Annotated in this window: 11 protein-coding genes and 1 tRNA gene; 7 read left to right on the top strand and 5 right to left on the bottom strand. The window is 64.7% G+C overall.

Translation table 11 applies throughout. The features are described 5' to 3' along the window. Positions 1-909 precede the first annotated feature (909 nt). Positions 910-2568, top strand: coding sequence for an MFS transporter (locus tag BLU54_RS22445; RefSeq protein WP_091913317.1), 1659 nt, complete (start codon positions 910-912; stop codon positions 2566-2568). 197 nt (positions 2569-2765) lie between these two features. Then, positions 2766-2842 (top strand) — tRNA-Met (locus BLU54_RS22440). Positions 2843-3455: 613 nt separating this feature from the next. Here BLU54_RS22440 and BLU54_RS22435 read toward each other — a convergent pair. Both BLU54_RS22435 and BLU54_RS22425 read right to left on the bottom strand, forming a co-directional pair. Next, entirely contained in the window at positions 3456-5021 is a 1566-nt protein-coding gene (locus BLU54_RS22435) for an FAD-dependent monooxygenase (protein ID WP_091913315.1), read from the bottom strand. 1288 nt (positions 5022-6309) lie between these two features. Then, positions 6310-6816 carry a hypothetical protein gene (locus BLU54_RS22425; protein ID WP_091913312.1) on the bottom strand — a complete coding sequence of 169 codons (507 nt, stop codon included), beginning with the start codon at positions 6814-6816 and terminating at the stop codon, positions 6310-6312. Positions 6817-6968: 152 nt separating this feature from the next. Between BLU54_RS22425 and BLU54_RS22420 the strand changes: the two genes are divergently transcribed. Then, on the top strand, positions 6969-7280 hold the full coding sequence (locus BLU54_RS22420) for a hypothetical protein (RefSeq protein ID WP_139169796.1): 312 nt from the start codon (positions 6969-6971) through the stop codon (positions 7278-7280). A gap of 252 nt (positions 7281-7532) precedes the next feature. Here the strand turns inward: BLU54_RS22420 and BLU54_RS22415 are convergent, their stop codons facing one another. After that, complete coding sequence (locus BLU54_RS22415) at positions 7533-8648, bottom strand: LacI family DNA-binding transcriptional regulator (RefSeq protein WP_091913308.1); 1116 nt, start codon at positions 8646-8648, stop codon at positions 7533-7535. A gap of 81 nt (positions 8649-8729) precedes the next feature. On the opposite strand from BLU54_RS22415, the gene BLU54_RS22410 reads away from it, so the two are divergent. From BLU54_RS22410 to BLU54_RS22395, 4 genes are all read left to right on the top strand, one after another. Next, positions 8730-10064 (top strand): MFS transporter, encoded by a 1335-nt coding sequence (locus BLU54_RS22410; protein ID WP_091913306.1) that lies wholly within the window; start codon positions 8730-8732, stop codon positions 10062-10064. 12 nt (positions 10065-10076) lie between these two features. Beyond that, positions 10077-11852 carry a gamma-glutamyltransferase family protein gene (locus BLU54_RS22405; protein WP_091913304.1) on the top strand — a complete coding sequence of 592 codons (1776 nt, stop codon included), beginning with the start codon at positions 10077-10079 and terminating at the stop codon, positions 11850-11852. A gap of 310 nt (positions 11853-12162) precedes the next feature. Then, positions 12163-13170, top strand: coding sequence for a LysR family transcriptional regulator (locus BLU54_RS22400; RefSeq protein WP_091913302.1), 1008 nt, complete (start codon positions 12163-12165; stop codon positions 13168-13170). Positions 13171-13366: 196 nt separating this feature from the next. Further along, complete coding sequence (locus BLU54_RS22395) at positions 13367-14314, top strand: LysR family transcriptional regulator (protein WP_091913300.1); 948 nt, start codon at positions 13367-13369, stop codon at positions 14312-14314. Between the two features lie 83 nt (positions 14315-14397). Here the strand turns inward: BLU54_RS22395 and argE are convergent, their stop codons facing one another. After that, positions 14398-15555 (bottom strand): acetylornithine deacetylase, encoded by a 1158-nt coding sequence (gene argE, locus BLU54_RS22390; protein ID WP_091913298.1) that lies wholly within the window; start codon positions 15553-15555, stop codon positions 14398-14400. Then, on the bottom strand, positions 15548-16225 hold the full coding sequence (locus BLU54_RS22385) for a DUF1028 domain-containing protein (RefSeq protein WP_091913295.1): 678 nt from the start codon (positions 16223-16225) through the stop codon (positions 15548-15550). The genes argE and BLU54_RS22385 overlap by 8 nt, the downstream gene beginning before the upstream one ends. Between the last annotated feature and the right edge of the window lie 9 nt (positions 16226-16234).

The following is a 16234-nucleotide window of genomic DNA, read 5'->3' as shown; positions in this document are numbered from 1 at the left end:
GGCAGCGGCGCTCCTTCCTTGGCTCCGGGCCACAACGCCTGGCCACAACATCCCGCACGTGTTGCTGCCTTCGCTCACCCGTTTTATCTTCCGCTCCGGTTCGCATCTTTGCCCACATTGCCGAGTGCGCGCTGCCTTGACCGGTGAAGACGATTGTTGTGGACGCGATCGGCCATCGAGCTTTGCTTCGCGTCGCGACAGTACGCCCCGCGCGGCCCGCTCAGTAGCCCCGATGCCAGCCGCTTCGCAACCGTATTCGCAACGCGATTCGCAGCCCGCTCCACAGCCCGCTCCACAGTCCGCTTCACAGTCCGCTCCACAGTCCGCCTCACAGAGCCCGCCTCACCGCCCGCATCAGCAATCCGTCTCACAACACACTCTGGCAACACCGTCGGCAATCGGCGCTCTACGGTGTTCGCACGGGGCACTCGGCCGGTCGCTGCGGGGCTTGGCAACATGCGTTGAATTGGACCGGTACGGCGATGCGTTCGCACCGCTCGGCGCGCCGACACACCCGGCTGGGTCAGCAACTGCAATCGCGCGAATCGCACCAGCGAACGGCCAGATTTCAGCCGTCAGACTGTCGGAAAGGATCGCATCCGGGTTAGTCAGGACAGGGAAACACCTGAGCAAGATACGCGCGTAACGAACGCGGTGCCGACTTACACTTCAGCCCGGCGACAATCCTAATTGATTGATAATTATGAATATTTTCGGAGATTTCAGCAAGCATGACAGAACGCGTAAGCATGCATGGAGCGCTGTATCGCCTGCTTCCCCGCGTCAGGCTTCGGTAAGTTTCCGGACGAATAATGCCCTCACAGTGCTCGACGCAACAGGGCACCGGAGCGCTTGCGCCGCGACTGTCGCACGGCAACGGCACATTATTCGAACAGCTGGAGACACAACATGGCAACGGTGAGCAGCCCGACCGCACACGCGCCGATGACGAACGCGGAAAAGCGCGTCATCTTCGCGTCGTCGCTCGGCACGGTGTTCGAGTGGTACGACTTCTATCTCGCCGGCTCGCTGGCAGCCTTCATCAGCAAATCCTTCTTCTCCGGAGTGAATCCGACCGCCGGCTTCATCTTCACACTGCTGAGCTTTGCGGCCGGCTTCGCAGTGCGACCGTTCGGTGCGATCGTGTTCGGCCGGCTGGGCGACCTCGTCGGACGCAAGTACACGTTCCTGGTGACGATCCTGATCATGGGCGCGTCGACCTTCGTCGTTGGTCTGCTGCCCGGCTACGCAACGATGGGCATGGCCGCACCGGTCATCTTCATCGCAATGCGGCTGCTGCAAGGCCTGGCGCTCGGCGGCGAATACGGCGGCGCCGCCACCTACGTCGCCGAGCACGCACCGGCCCACCGCCGCGGCTTCTACACGTCGTGGATTCAGACGACGGCAACGCTCGGGCTGTTCATGTCGCTGCTGGTGATTCTCGGCGTGCGCGTTTCGATCGGCGAAGAAGCATTCGCGACCTGGGGCTGGCGCGTGCCGTTCCTGGTGTCGATCCTGCTGCTGGCCGTCTCGGTCTGGATCCGGATGCAACTCAACGAGTCGCCGGCCTTCCAGAAGATGAAGGCCGAAGGCAAGGGGTCGAAGGCGCCGATCAAGGAAGCGTTCGGCGAATGGAAGAACCTGAAGGTCGTGATCCTCGCGCTGGTCGGCCTGACCGCAGGCCAGGCAGTGGTGTGGTACACCGGCCAGTTCTATGCGTTGTTCTTCCTGACGCAGACGCTCAAGGTGGACGGCAATCTTGCCAACATCCTGATCGCGCTTGGCCTGCTGATCGGCACGCCGTTCTTCGTCATCTTCGGCGGACTGTCGGACCGCATCGGCCGCAAGCCGATCATCATGGCCGGCTGCCTGATCGCCGCGCTCACCTACTTCCCGCTGTTCAAGGCGCTCACCCACTACGCAAACCCGGCACTCGAAGCCGCCCAGCAACGCGCGCCGATCACCGTCACCGCGGACCCGTCGACCTGCTCGTTCCAGTTCAATCCGGTAGGCACCTCGAAGTTCACCTCGTCGTGCGACATCGCGAAAAGCTACCTCTCGAAGGCGGGCCTGAACTATGAGAACGTCGCTGGTGCCGCCGGCTCGCCGACCTCCATCGCCGTGGGCACCGAGTCGTTGACCGCCCCGTCAGGCACTGGCGCGACGGCGAAGGACGACGTGGCGACGTTCGAGAAGGACCTCGGCGCCCGCCTGAAATCCGTCGGCTATCCGGGCAAGGCCGATCCGGCGCAGATGAACAAGCCGATGACCGTAATCATCCTGGCGATCCTGGTGATTTACGTAGCCATGGTCTACGGTCCAATCGCCGCGATGCTTGTCGAGATGTTCCCAACCCGTATCCGCTACTCGTCGATGTCGCTTCCGTACCACATCGGCAACGGCTGGTTCGGCGGCTTCCTGCCCGCCACCGCGTTCGCAATCGTCGCGGCCAAAGGGAACATCTATTCGGGCTTGTGGTATCCGATCGTGATCGCGGTAATCACCTTCGTGATCGGGATGCTGTTCATCAAGGAAACCAAGGACGTCGACATCTACGAAAACGACTGATGCTCGACCGGGCCGAGCACCATCCGCTCCTGGAATGGTGCTCGGCCCGGAGAATCGCTCGCCCACTGAAGGAGGTGCGGCAAAGACAGTGGGCGTGCGGGGAGCGCGCCATCGGTGTCAGGGTGACATAAGAATCAAACTTCATATCGACGCAGCGCTTGACACGCCACTGACACCTCCATATACTTCCTCTTCTTGGCGAATTAGCTCAGTTGGTTAGAGCGACGGAATCATAATCCGCAGGTCCGGGGTTCGAGTCCCTGATTCGCCACCAGCATTACTAAGGGGCTACGCATACGCGTAGCCCCTTTTTCATTTCCGCGAAACCTGGCGTGTCCGCAAACGGTGGCCTGCTGCACCCTGGAGGGGATTACACCGGGCAGAAAGCGTCCGCTGGTCGACAGCTTTGCAGCCCTCTCCCTCTCTACGCCGACCATCTCCGGCATCGCGCTTCGACCGGCTGCTGTTAACGCGACCCTGCTGCCACGCCGCATGGTCAGCCACTCTGCAAACACGTCGGCGAGCAACATATCCGTCACCCAGCTGCCGCCCAGATGGATTGGTCCGTCGACTTCAACGCGTCAATTCGTATCGAGCACGCGCAGGCCTGGAACCCGCCTCATTGGCAGCGACCAGACGCATATGTCGGCACCAGTTGCGACGGCGCAAGCCGTGGTCGTGGTCGTGGGCATGGGCGCAAGCTGCAAGCGAACACGCAAGCCGACCACTTAAGCTGACTGCCACGTCGTCGAGCACGCGTTCACGCGAGTCGGCTGCATCGGATGAGCGGACTGCACGGCGTTCGCCATCGACGAACGATGCGCAGGTGTCCGCGCGATACGTCTTGCCTCAGTGCCATGCCATTGGAGCGCGAGACAAAAAGGCGCCTACGCATGTCGCAGGAATGCTATGTCGCGTAGCGCGGCACCCAGCGCCGCCTCCGCATCAGGCTCGCCGCTGCCCGAGCGCCACCCGACAATGCCGTCGGGTCGCACGAGCGATGCTCCGGCGGACGTGATGCCGAATTTGCGACGGACCTCTTCGCGGTTCACATGCACGTCCTTCCCGAGATGCACAGCGACGAGTGGCACACCTGACGATGCACTGACGCGAGCCGCGGCTTCGATCCACCTCGAACCCTCGGCGAAGAGCGTGAACTGCCTGCCTACCAAATCGAGTGTGGAGAGACTGCCGGCTGGAGTCGTCATCTCCAAATACGGTGCGCGCACGCCGGGCTGGCCGCCCCACTCGCTCGGATGTGCCGCGGGAGGCAAGTCGTCGGCAGCACCGATCACCGCCGCCGAGCGGTGCAGTTGACCGAGTTCCATGGCAATGTCGCCAAGCAGGGTTTGAGGGGCCATCGGACCCTTTAGCCATTTCGCGTAGTCGGGTCGTGCAAAGGTCTGCTGGTGGCGTAGCCACCCTATCGGACGCCGTTCCGCGTCGTAGGTCTCCAGCAGCGTTGGCAATGATGCCCCGTCGACGACCATCGCCAGCTTCCAGGCCAGGTTCCACGCGTCGTCGATGCCGGTGTTGGCGCCGAAGCCGCCTCGCGTCGGCGGCAACTGATGGGCGGCGTCGCCCGCAAGAAATACCCGGCCGTCGCTGTACTTCGCGGCGATGCGACCGGCCATCTCCCAGCGCCCCGTCGTGATGATTTCAAAGCCGAGGTCGTCGCCCAGGCACGCGCGGATGAAAGGGACCAGCTGTCGCTCGTCAAGGTCTTGTTCATCCGTGCGCATGAGCACCCAGCGCCCGTCGCCGTAACTGGTCAGGAAGGCGCGCACCCCAGCTTGCTCAATTTCGAACTGCTGGATACCGTGTTCGAGGAACCGGTCCGCTCCCGGGCAGCGGAACAGAACGCTGTCCACCGTTCGCAGGTAGCCCACCCCCTCGCGTGCGATGCCAAGGCCTTCGCGGATGCCGCTGGCTGCGCCGTCGGCGGCCACCAGGTACGCGGCGCGAATCGCGCGAACTTCACCGTTGCCGCGGTTACGGACGAGCACCGATACGCCATCCGCGTCCTGCTCGAACGATATCAGTTCCGTGCCTTGGGCCAGTTGCGAGCCCAGTTCAATGGCACGGGCGCGAAGGATGGGCTCAAGTGTGTCCTGGGGTACGGCGGCGCCGGTGTGAGGCGTGACCCGATCGTTCGGGATCGGAGCACCACTGCCTGGCGTCCATTCAGTTTCTCGAATCCAGTCGCCTGTCAGGCTCTCGACGGTCGCCCGGCGCAGGCGCGTGCCCGGAACGACTTGCGGGATTCTTTCGCCCAGACCGACGGCGGCAAAATACTCCATCGTGCGTTCAGTGAAGCCCATGGCGCGCGGATGCAAGGCGCTGCCTTCGTGCTTCTCGATGACGATGTTCGGGACACCTCGCCACGACAGGAAAAGGGAGGCAGACAAGCCAACCAGGCTGCCACCGACGACAAGAACGGGAGTGTATTGCATGTTCACCTCGACGCAAACGAAGAACGCGTTTTGAACGCGGGCGTGAACGCACGAGGTATCTGTCGACCACGGCAAGTCCCCAGGAAGGGACTCTGGCGCCAGCAGTTGCTGGGGTTCCCCATCGAACAGAAAACGACGCGCGTTCGCTTTCTGTCGTGGTCCGCGACCCTTTCGGGTTGGATTGAGGCTCGATGCCTGGCTGGCATGGAGCTGACCGGGGCTCACCGAAACCGGTCCACCATTTTCGACGTCGTCACTATAGCAAATTGATCGATAGCGGCAATCGGCATGAAGCAGACGGACGGGTCTGGAAGTCGACCGATTGCCCTCGGTCGTGAATGTTGAACAGCACCCGGTGATAGCGCATCAAATGGTCGATGCCCGCCGTCAGGTGTGTCGGCAGTCGCTGAAGCAGAGCCAGCATGCATGCGTAGCAGTCGAGCGCGTCGAGCTTGCTAGCCTGGGCGAGGTGCGCCACGACTGCCGCTCGCTAGCCGGTGCGCAAGCCACCCGCCGAGAGCCGTTTCTGGGAACGACAAGCGCATGGCCTTTTCGGAGGCAAGGCAGGCACATTGCCGGGAAAGTCCCATCCGTTCGCTGCTGCCGAGCGGCAGTCGGCGGGTACACCAAGAACGCCGAAAGCTCGGCGCCGCGCGCGACTTCGCGCTTCCTGCCAAGAACTTGTCTGGCCCTGACCCGTTCATTAAAACGCGGCTTCGCCAGTACACGTAACACCAGCGCGGTCGCCAGCAGCGACGATTCCCGCCAGAGCTGCGGTAGTCAGTCCGTCGCGCTCGGCGCCACTATCGCACAAGGGGGGCGGCGGCAGAGCCACGCTCGCCGCCGCCAACGGTGCGGTTGGCTGCGGCGCAGCTGATCGCGCCGAGCCCTACGCGGCGAGTGCCGCAATGAAGGCCAGCGAGAAGGCGCGTGTTCACTGCCTCACGATCAATTCTTCGCTCGTCGATTGCTCGCCCAGGTCGCTTGGTTGCCGCATTCGACGTGGTCACATGGCCGCCGCCAGCCAGAGCGGCCAATGGCGTCACGGCTTCGGCAGCCTCGACGTCGCATGCGTTGTCTCGCTATGCTGCCCGCTCTGACGCAACCGCACCGCTGGGCCGGCGGGAACGCGCATCGGTTCGCTTCTTACGGCGCCGCCCGGCCTGCCTTCAACTTCCCTTTCCTTTTCACTGCACCCGAACCATCGACGTCGATCGGTTTCATGAGCGCGGACCGTAGGCGCCAGGGTCTCGTCATCGCGAACGACGGCAACGATACGGCGTGCGATTCACGCCGAACGCTGCAGCCGTGCATGCAGCCGTCCATGCAGCCACCACGCAAGCAGCCAGGCAGGAACCGGTACGTTGATCAAGGCGATCACGTCGATGCCGGCGATCGGACTGTCAGGCTCCGCCATGCCGAGCAGCGTGGTGCGGAGTTCCGAATGGACCGTTGCAGCGCACACACCGATTGCAACGCTGCTCCACGCGGTCGCATGGCGGGACCAGCGTGACGCGATCAGTCCTACCAGCGCACCGCTGACGAGCGCGGGAATGAAATAGAGCAGCATGAAGCTGCCGAAGTAGAGCAACGGCACCATGCCGAGACATACGCCAACCAGCTCTCGCGCTGGCGTGCCTTCACTGACCCAAACGCCGAACATCAGCGCCGGGCATAGCACTGCCGCGATCAGCGGACCGGCAAAGGTGAACACGAACGCGCCGTATGCGGCGGCGCGCAGCTTGTGCGTCTTGGTCGATGCACGTTCGTCGGCGCCGGGGCGCAATAAGTTCATGGATGTGGTGGCCAGTCGTGCTTGCGTCGTTTATCCGTTGGCATTCGGTTGGTATTCGGTTGGCGTCCAGTACACCGTCCTTGCCGCCCTGCTGTCAGCCGCTTGCGCCGGCCGCGGCAGCCGGCCGTCGCGGCGAGTGGTCCTTGCAGGTCATGTCTGCCCGTCGTAGCTACTCGCCGTTCAGGGCGGTGAATCATGTGGCGTCTGCCGACGGCTTCTCCAAGCTGCGCCTCTCCACTGTCGTCGTCGCCAAGGCTCGTCGGGGTGATGCGAAGCGCTTCGAAGCGGCCTGTCCGATTCTCCCGATCCATCCGATCCTTCGGATTCATCCGATCGATACCGACGCTCGCATGTTTACCTTGGGTGGCCGGGTGTCCGGCGTCGCGGCGCACCGATGCGATCGGCAGGCATCGTGTGATTCGAACCGCGTCACGAACCATGCAGGCATGACGCTGCCGCAATGAGCGATCGTTCGCAGTAGCCAAGCCCGCCGTTCATCGCGCGGGCTGCCGTTCGACCCATAGGCCTTGCCAGCCTGCATATCATTGGCGAACGACGATCGCGCATCGACGTGACGGACTGCGTGGCGACGTTCCGTTCGCGCACGCGATCGCTTCTACTCCGCGCCGCCAATGCGTCATCGCAGCCGGCAGACGAGACCGTGACGAGCCTGCGCCGCGCGGAGCGCATGTCAGCCGCTCAGGTCCGTCAGCCGCTCAGGTCCTCGTCTTGCCCGGCCGCGTATGGGCCAGTGTAGCGGCCCGTTGACGCGCTCCGTGCCGGCGTTCGTCAGCATCGGCAGGCAAGGTCGATTCGCGAATCTTCAGCGTTGGCATGATCCGGGTGGAGCCGACGTCAGCGGTGCCGCTCACGATCTCGACCAGCTTCTGTACGGCGCCCTTGCCAACGGCGTCGCCATGCAGGTCCAGCGCGGTGATCGGCGGTGTATGGCTGCGCGCCAGTTCGCTATCGGACAGGGCGGCGATCATCACGTCCTGCGGAATCGACAGACCCGCGGCCGTCACGGCTGCGGCCGCCCCTACTGCGAAGCGGCTCGTGGCGCCGATGATCACATCGGGCAGCCGCCCGGCGGCGATCATCGCAGCGACGGCGTCCCGCGCGCCTTCGCTGCCCGCCACGCCCTGCACCTCGACGACGTCGGCCGTCTTGCGATGAGACTTGCACCACGTTCGATAGGTGGACTCGAAGCCGCGCTTCCAGGCGTTGTCGTCGGTGATCGCGACGAGCACCGACGACTGCATGCCTTGCTCAGCGAGATGGTCCAACACGTGTTGCATCGCGGCGGTCTCGTCTCGGCCAATCCATACGTTGCCGTCCGGATGGTCCGGATCCGGATCGACGCTGACCAGCGGCAAGCCGCGTCTGCGCAGCTCGCCGAGTAACGCATCGTTGGCGTACGGGGCGACCACGACGCAGCCATCCATCGGATAGCGGATGTCGTTGATGCGCGTCGCATCCGGCACGTGCAGCAGTCCATAACCCAGACCGAGCGCGCTGGCCGCCGCGCCGCCGGCCACGCGGATGTGGAACTCGGTGCCGTGCAGGGAGCCGCTGATTGCATCGGTCGGTCTGAAGATGATCCCCAACACGCCGGTCCGTCCGGTGCGAAGGCTGCGCGCGATCGGATTCGCGCCGTAGCCGATGCGCTGGGCCGCTTCGATCACCAGCGCTCGCGTGGCCTCGGACGCCCGGCCCTTGCCGTTCAGTATTTGAGAGACGGTCGTCTTCGACACGCCTGCCTCGGCGGCAACGTCGCTGATCGTGGCGCGGGTTGCGGTTGGGGCCTCACTGCGCGCGCGCCTACCGGGCATCAGGGAATCCCCTATGGTGAATCGGTTTATCAAGTTTGAGAAATCGATTTATCATCGTCTGACTTCAGCGGAGTGAACACTATGGCTCACGGTATTTCCAGGGCGGCCGCACCGTCGCCCGCTCGCGTCGCATTCGCGAGCCTGATCGGCACCGCAGTGGAATGGTACGACTTCTTCCTGTTCGGCATCTGCGCGGCACTGATTTTCCCGAAGGCATTCTTTCCGTCGCAGACGCCGGCAATCGCCCTGCTGGCGTCCTTCGCCACCTTCGGCGTGGCGTTCCTGGCGCGTCCGCTGGGCGCCGTGTTCTTTGGTCACCTGGGCGATACGGTCGGTCGTAAAAGCGCGCTGGTCACCACGCTGCTGCTGATGGGCCTCGCAACCTGCCTGATCGGCGTGGTGCCATCGTACGAGACCTCGGGCATATGGGGCGCCGTGATCCTTGTCGCGCTGCGCCTGTGTCAGGGTTTCGCGATTGGCGGCGAATGGGGTGGCGCCGCGCTGATGGCCATCGAGCACTCGCCGGAAGGCAAGCGCGGCTTCTATGGCGTGTTCAGCCAGATCGGCAATCCGATCGGTTTCTTCCTGTGCAATGCGGTGCTGCAGGTCGTCATCTGGCTCACCTCGGAAGACGCGTTCCTGCGCTGGGGTTGGCGCATCGGCTTCCTGATGAGCGCGGTGCTGGTGATCATCGGTCTGTACGTGCGGCTCAACATCACCGACGCCGCGATCTTCACCGAGGCGAAGGCGCGTCAAGCGCCGGCGCATCGCAAGCCGGTGCCGATCAAGACGCTGTTTCGCGACCACTGGAACGTCCTGCTGCGCACGGTCTGCCTGCAAGCCGCGTTCTCCGTCGGCTCGTATGCACTCATCTCGTTCTACGGCGCCTATACGCAGCGCACCCTCGGACTTCCGTCGAGCTGGGTGCTGATTTCCGGCATGGTCGGCGCGGTCGTCTCGATACCGTTCTATTTCTATTTCGCCAGGATGTCCGACCGCATCGGCCGGCGCGGCGTGTACCTGATGGGCATCGGCGCCTGGCTGTTGATTGCGTTCCCCTTCTACTGGCTGATCAACACGTCGAGCCTGTGGGGCGTGATCGCCGCCAGTTCGCTTGCATGGGCACTCGGCCATGCAGGCACCTACGCGGTGCAGTCGAGCTATCTCTCGGAATGTTTTCCGACCGAGATCCGGTACACGGGCATCTCGATCAGCTACCAGCTCGCATCCGTCTTGTGGAGCGCACCGTCGAGCTTCGTCGCGGTCTGGCTGTTCACGCGCACCGGTTCGATCTATGCGGTTTCCGGCTTCGTTGCCGCCGCCGCGCTGCTGGCGCTGCTGGCACTGGCAACGATGCGCGAAACCTATCGCAGCGATCTGCGCCGAAGCGGCGACGCCAGCGACCCATTGCAATAAGGAGGTGCAGTGATGCAGCAATCGATACAGACGGTCAGCAAGACATCGGTGCGCGGCCGCCGCGGCGCGGTGGCCTGTGCGAGACATGAAAGCAGCGCGGCCGCGATCGCGATGCTCGAAGCCGGTGGCAACGCGGTGGACGCCGCCATTGCAGCGGCACTGGTCGCCGGCGTGGTCGAGCCGATGGAAACGACGCTCGCCGGCTCGGGTTTCATGCTGATTCATCTTCCCGGTGAACCTGAGGCGATTGCCGTCGATTTCGGCCCGCGCGCGCCGCTGGCCGCCCGTCCCGATATGTTCACGTTGGACACGACCCGCGCCACCGACCGCGGCCTCGGCGTGTCGGTGGTGGAAAACGACGCCAACGTGCAAGGCATCCTTGCGGCAGGCGTACCCGCGACCCTTCGTGGCTTGACCGACGCACACCGCGCACACGGCCGCCTACCGCTGCGAACCGTCATGCAGCCCGCGATCGCCGCGGCCCACGACGGTTTCGAAGTCGACAGCTATTACGCACTGGAAGTACTGGCCAACCTCGACGCGCTGCGCGCCAACCCGGCCGCGGCGAGCGTGTTTCTCCGCGACGGCTTGCCGCCTCCCGCACCACACCTGGGGGCCGCGACGCTTGGCGCGCCGGTCCGGCTACGGCAGCAGGCGTTGGGAAACTCGCTGGAGCGCATCGCCGAGGAAGGCGCGGACGCGTTCTATCGCGGCGCGGTCGCGGAATCGTTGCTGGAAACCGTCGCCGAACTGGGCGGCATCCTTGCCACCGACGACCTCGCACAATGCCGCAGCACCATCGGTGCCGCGCGTACCATCCGCTTCCGCAACGTCGACGTATGGGTGCCGAACGGGCCGTGCGGCGCGATCACGCAAATCGAGATGCTGCGACTCTGGCAGGCGGTTCATCCCGACGGCGCGCCGTTGGATGACACACCGGAGCGCATTCGCACGTTCGAGCAAGTCAGTCGCCATGCGTTCGCCGACCGCTATCACTGGCTGGGCGATGCCGGCATGGTACCGGTGCCCGAGCACGCGCTGACCAGCATCGAGTATGCGCAGGCGATCGCCAGCGGGATCGCCAACTGTCAGCAAAAACAGGACTGGCGGACGCTGCCGAGCGCGCCATGGGAATACTTCGCATGGCATCCGGCCCACGACCCGTGGCGGTTCGAAGACCGCGCCGCACCCGCGCAGTGGGCGCCGACCGGCGGCACCGAACCGACCTCCGGAACGACACACGTTTCAGTCATCGACGGGGACGGATGTGCGGTCAGCATCACACATACCGCCGCCAATCACTTCGGCTCGAAGGTCGTGTGTCCGCGAACGGGCTTCCTGTTCGATGCCGCGATGGGTTGGTTCAATGCAGTGCCTGGCGCGGCCAACAGCATCGCCGGCGGCAAACGTCCGCTCGCGAACATGGCGCCGATGCTGCTGACACGGGACGGTCAAAGCCTCGCGGCGCTCGGCGCTCCGGGCGGCCGCCGCATCATCAGCGCGATCGCTCAGATCGCGATGCGGCTGGTCGAAAACGGCGACGATGCGTTCACGGCGGTGCACGCGCCTCGCTACGATGCCAGCGGGCCAACCCTGCTGCTCTCCGAGCGCCTGCGGCACGTCGCGAGCGAAATGCCCGAGTTGGCGCCGATCATTCGGTGGGTCGGCGAGCAACATGAAGGCTACGGCTATGAACTGGCGCGTCCCAATATCGTCGTGCGTGGCGGCGATGGCGCCCTCGAAGCCGCCTGCGATCCCTTCTCGAAGGGCTTCGCACTGGCTATCTGAAGCGCTGGCGAACCGGTGACGAAACCGTTGCCGCGTTCAGCTGGCCGCGATAGCCGCAACGCATTGTCGAGCAGATTGGCCTCGGCGCAAGCAAGCGGATAAGGTACCCACCCGAACATTCTGCTGCGTTCGCCAGACCGACACCGAAGGATGCCGCCGGCACGCCAGACAAGGTGACGTGCCCGCGCCAATGTGTCGGCGACGACTGCGGGCATGGTGCCGCCAGCACAATCGGCGCCTCCCGCGTTAGGATAGGAAAGGTAGGGCTCTACGGCCCGCCTACATAGCTTGATTCTATCCAGGAGGCGGCGTGTCCGAGACCGTTCCAATCCGTTTTTCGCTGCGGCAGCTCAGGTATTTCGTCGCGACGGCAGAGGCGCTCTCGTTCACCGCGGCTGCGAAAACACTGCACATCTCGCAGCCGTCGATTTCGACCGCCCTGTCCGAGCTGGAGCAGTCCTTCGGCATCCAGCTGTTCATCCGTCACCACGCGCACGGCCTGTCGATGACGCCGGCAGGACAGGACCTGCTCGCGAAGGCGCGGGAACTGCTGCGCAACGCGGAAGAATTGCAGGCCGCCGCGAGCGAGATGGACGAGGGGCTGACCGGCACGATCGCACTCGGCTGCCTGGTATCGCTGGCGCCACCGCTGATTCCCGGCCTGATCAGCGATTTCGTCGCGAAACACGCCGGGATTGCCTTCCGCACGCTCGAAGCGCACCAGGACGACCTGCTGCAAAGCCTGCGCAGCGGTCTACTCGACGTCGCCCTGACCTACGATCTCGATCTGACCGATGACATCTCGTTCGTGCCGTTGCTCGCGTTGCCGCCGTACGCGATCCTGCCAAAGTCGCACCGGCTGGCAACGGGTGCACCGATCGGCGTGAAGGACCTCGCGGGCGAACCGTTCGTCATGCTGGATCTGCCGCAGACGCGCGAATATTTTTCATCGCTGTTCGACGGCATCTGCCTGCGACCGTCGATCGCCTTCCGCTCGGCGCAGCCGGAAGTGGTGCGCGGACTCGTCGCCAACGGCATGGGCTGCAGCATCCTGAACTTTCCGTTGCAGCACACGACCACCGTCGACGGTCGCGAATTCGCGATCGCGCGTTTTCGAGACAAACTGCGCGGCATGACGCTCGGGCTGGCCTGTTCACGCAGCGTGAAACCGCGGCGTGTCGTCCGGGAATTTGCCGCTTTCTGTTCCGATGTGATCGGGCAGCACGGCAAGCAATTCGATGCGGCCGTGCCGGCGCGTCGGTTACGCGCCGGCGCGCGGCGCGCTCATGAACGCAGCCGGCGCACGGCGCACTCATAAACCCAAGCGGCGGATGACGGCACCGGTCCGGTTGAGCTCGACGCGCGTGGTGCGGCACGACGATGGTCGCGTCAGACAGGCGGACGCGCCGCCCGACGATTGGTGTCGCCATCGGAACTTGCGGTAAGGTACTTGCCCGGCGGCAAGTGGGCGGCGTCGGCCGCACACGATACCCACACAGGCAGCAAAGGCACTCATGGCTTCCTTCACCTTGCGACAACTCCGATACTTCGTGACGACTGTCGAGGCCGGCAGCGTCGCCGAGGCATCGCGCCAACTGTATATTGCGCAGCCGTCGATATCGAACGCGATCAAGAGCCTCGAGGACGGTTTCGGCGTCAAGCTGTTCATCCGCCATCACGCGCAGGGCGTCTCGTTGACACCGGCTGGCGCACGGTTCCATCGCAAGGCGCAAGAACTGCTGCGCATGGCGCACGAGTTCGAGCAGAATGCGCTGGCCGACAACGATGTCGTCACCGGACAGATCGACATCGGTTGTTTCGAGACGGTCGCGCCGCTGTATCTGCCGCAACTGATCGCCGGGTTCCGCAAATGTTATCCCGGCGTCAACATCCGGATCCGCGATGGCGACCAGCAGGAACTCGTCCAGGGCCTGACCGCCGGTACCTTCGATCTGGCGTTCCTGTACGACCACGATCTCGATGGCACGATCGCGACCGAGCCGCTGATGCCGCCGCAAAAGCCCTATGTGCTGCTGCCGGAAAACCATCGCTTCGCCGGTCAGACGCAAGTGTCGCTGCGCGACATCTGCGCCGAGCCGATGATCCTGCTGGACGTGCAGCCCAGCCGCACCTATTTCGTCAGCCTGTTCCACGAGCTCGGACTGACGCCGAACATCGTGTTCGGCTCGCCGTCGATCGAGATGGTACGAGGCATGGTCGGACAGGGCTTCGGCTTTTCGATCCTGGTCACCCGTCCGCATGCCGAATGCACCTACGACGGCAAGAAGGTGGTTGGTATCGAGATAAGCGAGTCGGTCGCGCCCTCGGGTCTGGTCAGCGCGCGGCTCGGGCGCGGCCAGTTGACCAAACCGGCGCAGTTGTTCGTCGATTTCTGCCGGGCGCGCCTGGCCGGCCTCGACCAGCCGGAAGCCGGGCCAAGCTCGATCGCAGCGGGGACGTGATGCAGGCCGGCGCCGACGGCATCACGGCGCCCGCGCGATCAGGCCGGTTATGTCCGTTATGTCCGTTATGTCCGTTATGTCCGCTACGCTGAAAGGTGATCGGCGAGCGCTGCCAACATCGCGTCGCAGCGCGTGAGCTGTTCGACCGAGACGAACTCGTCCGGCTTGTGTCCCTGGTCCATGCTGCCAGGCCCGCAGACCACCGTCGGAATGCCGCTCCGGTCGAACAGGCCGCCCTCGGTGCCGAACGCCACGGTGCCGAAGTCGTCTCGGCCGGTCAGCGCGATCAGCAGCCGCGCGGCTTCGCTGTCAGGCGCGGTGGCAAGCGCGGGATAGGCGCTCAAGGCTTGCAATCGTACATCCGTGTCGCCCTGCACCGCGCGCATGCGAGGCAACAGCTCCGTTTGCGCATAGTCCTGCAGCGCGTCGGCCACGCGCTGCGGATCGTAGCCCGGCAATGCACGGACCTCGAAATCGAACTCGCACTCGGCCGGTACGATGTTGAGCGCACGGCCGCCCTTGATCATGCCGGTCTGCACGGTCGAGAACGGTGGATCGAAACGTGCGTCGTGACGTTCCGGGCGGGCCAGTTCCTCGCCGATCTCCTCAAGCCGGCCGACGAGCCGCGCAGCGTACTGGATTGCATTGACGCCATACGGCGCATACGCGGAATGGCAGGCCGCGCCCTTCACCTGGCAGCGCATCGCCAGCTTGCCCTTGTGACCCAGCACGGGCTTCAGCTCGGTCGGCTCGCCGATCAGGCACCAGCGTGGCTTGTGCGGCCGTTTTTCCAATTCGGCCAACATCGGACGCACGCCAAGGCAACCCACTTCCTCGTCATAGGAAAAAGCGAGATGCACCGGCGTGTGCAGCGACGCCCGCACGAAACGCGGCACGGCCGCCAGGACCGACGCGATGAAGCCCTTCATGTCCGCGGTGCCGCGCCCATAGAGGCGCCCGTCCCGCTCCGTCAATTCGAACGGCGCAACGGTCCAGGCCTGTCCGTCCACCGGCACCACGTCCGTGTGACCAGACAGCACGACCCCTCCGCGGTCGGCGGGACCGATGGTGGCGAACAGGTTCGCCTTGGTGCGCTCGGCGTTGTAGAACAGCTCGCCGGTGACGCCGTAACCGGCAAGGTGTTCGCGAATGAACTCGATCAGCGCCAGGTTGGGATCGCGGCTGACCGTGGCGAAACCAATCAGCCGCGCGAGCAGAGCGCGGGTGCTCATCTCACTCATCGCCCGGTACCCCATAGCTCGGTGCGGCGGTCGGATCAAGCGCGCGGGTCAGATAATCCTGCATCTGCGGGCGGTACGCCTGCCACAAGCGTTCCAGTTCGCCAAGCGGATCGTCATCGGCCCAATCGACACGCAGGTCGACGATCGGCCAGACCAGGTCGCCGACCACCTGCAGCGCGGCCGAATGTACCGGACCGGCTTCGCCGCCAGCCGCCAGACCCGCGCGCATCGCTGCCAGCAGGCGCTCGGCAAGCAGCCCAGGGGCATTTTCGAAGGCGCGGGCCATGGTCTCGACGACCGCCGTGCCGGCCAGCATGTTGCCGGCAGCGACACACTGCTCGCCGTGCACCGCGCCGTGCGTGCCAAGCGTCTCGGTGCCGCTGAAGGACGCGCCGCGCCCCTGGCTGTCCAGCACCGTGACCTGACGATACTGACTCCACCCGTTGGCATCGAGCGCGCGGTCGAGCGCCTGTTGCGGCACGAGCTGCGCGCCGTCCAGCAGATCGAGGATCTGCGGGCCGAGCGCCGGCAAGGTGACGTTCTGCGTCGCCACGACGCCGACGCCCGCCCGCACCCACGGGCAGCGCGCGCCCACGCAGATGCTCGACGAACTGATCGCAATGCCCAGCTGTCCGGTTTCGGGACAACGTCCGATGATCGAGAATGTCATCGCCGCAGC

It is taken from the genome of Chitinasiproducens palmae (assembly GCF_900095735.1).
Lineage (GTDB): Bacteria > Pseudomonadota > Gammaproteobacteria > Burkholderiales > Burkholderiaceae > Chitinasiproducens > Chitinasiproducens palmae.
The sequence above is the reverse complement of the archived record's forward strand: the minus strand, read 5'-3'. Positions and strand labels throughout refer to the sequence as shown.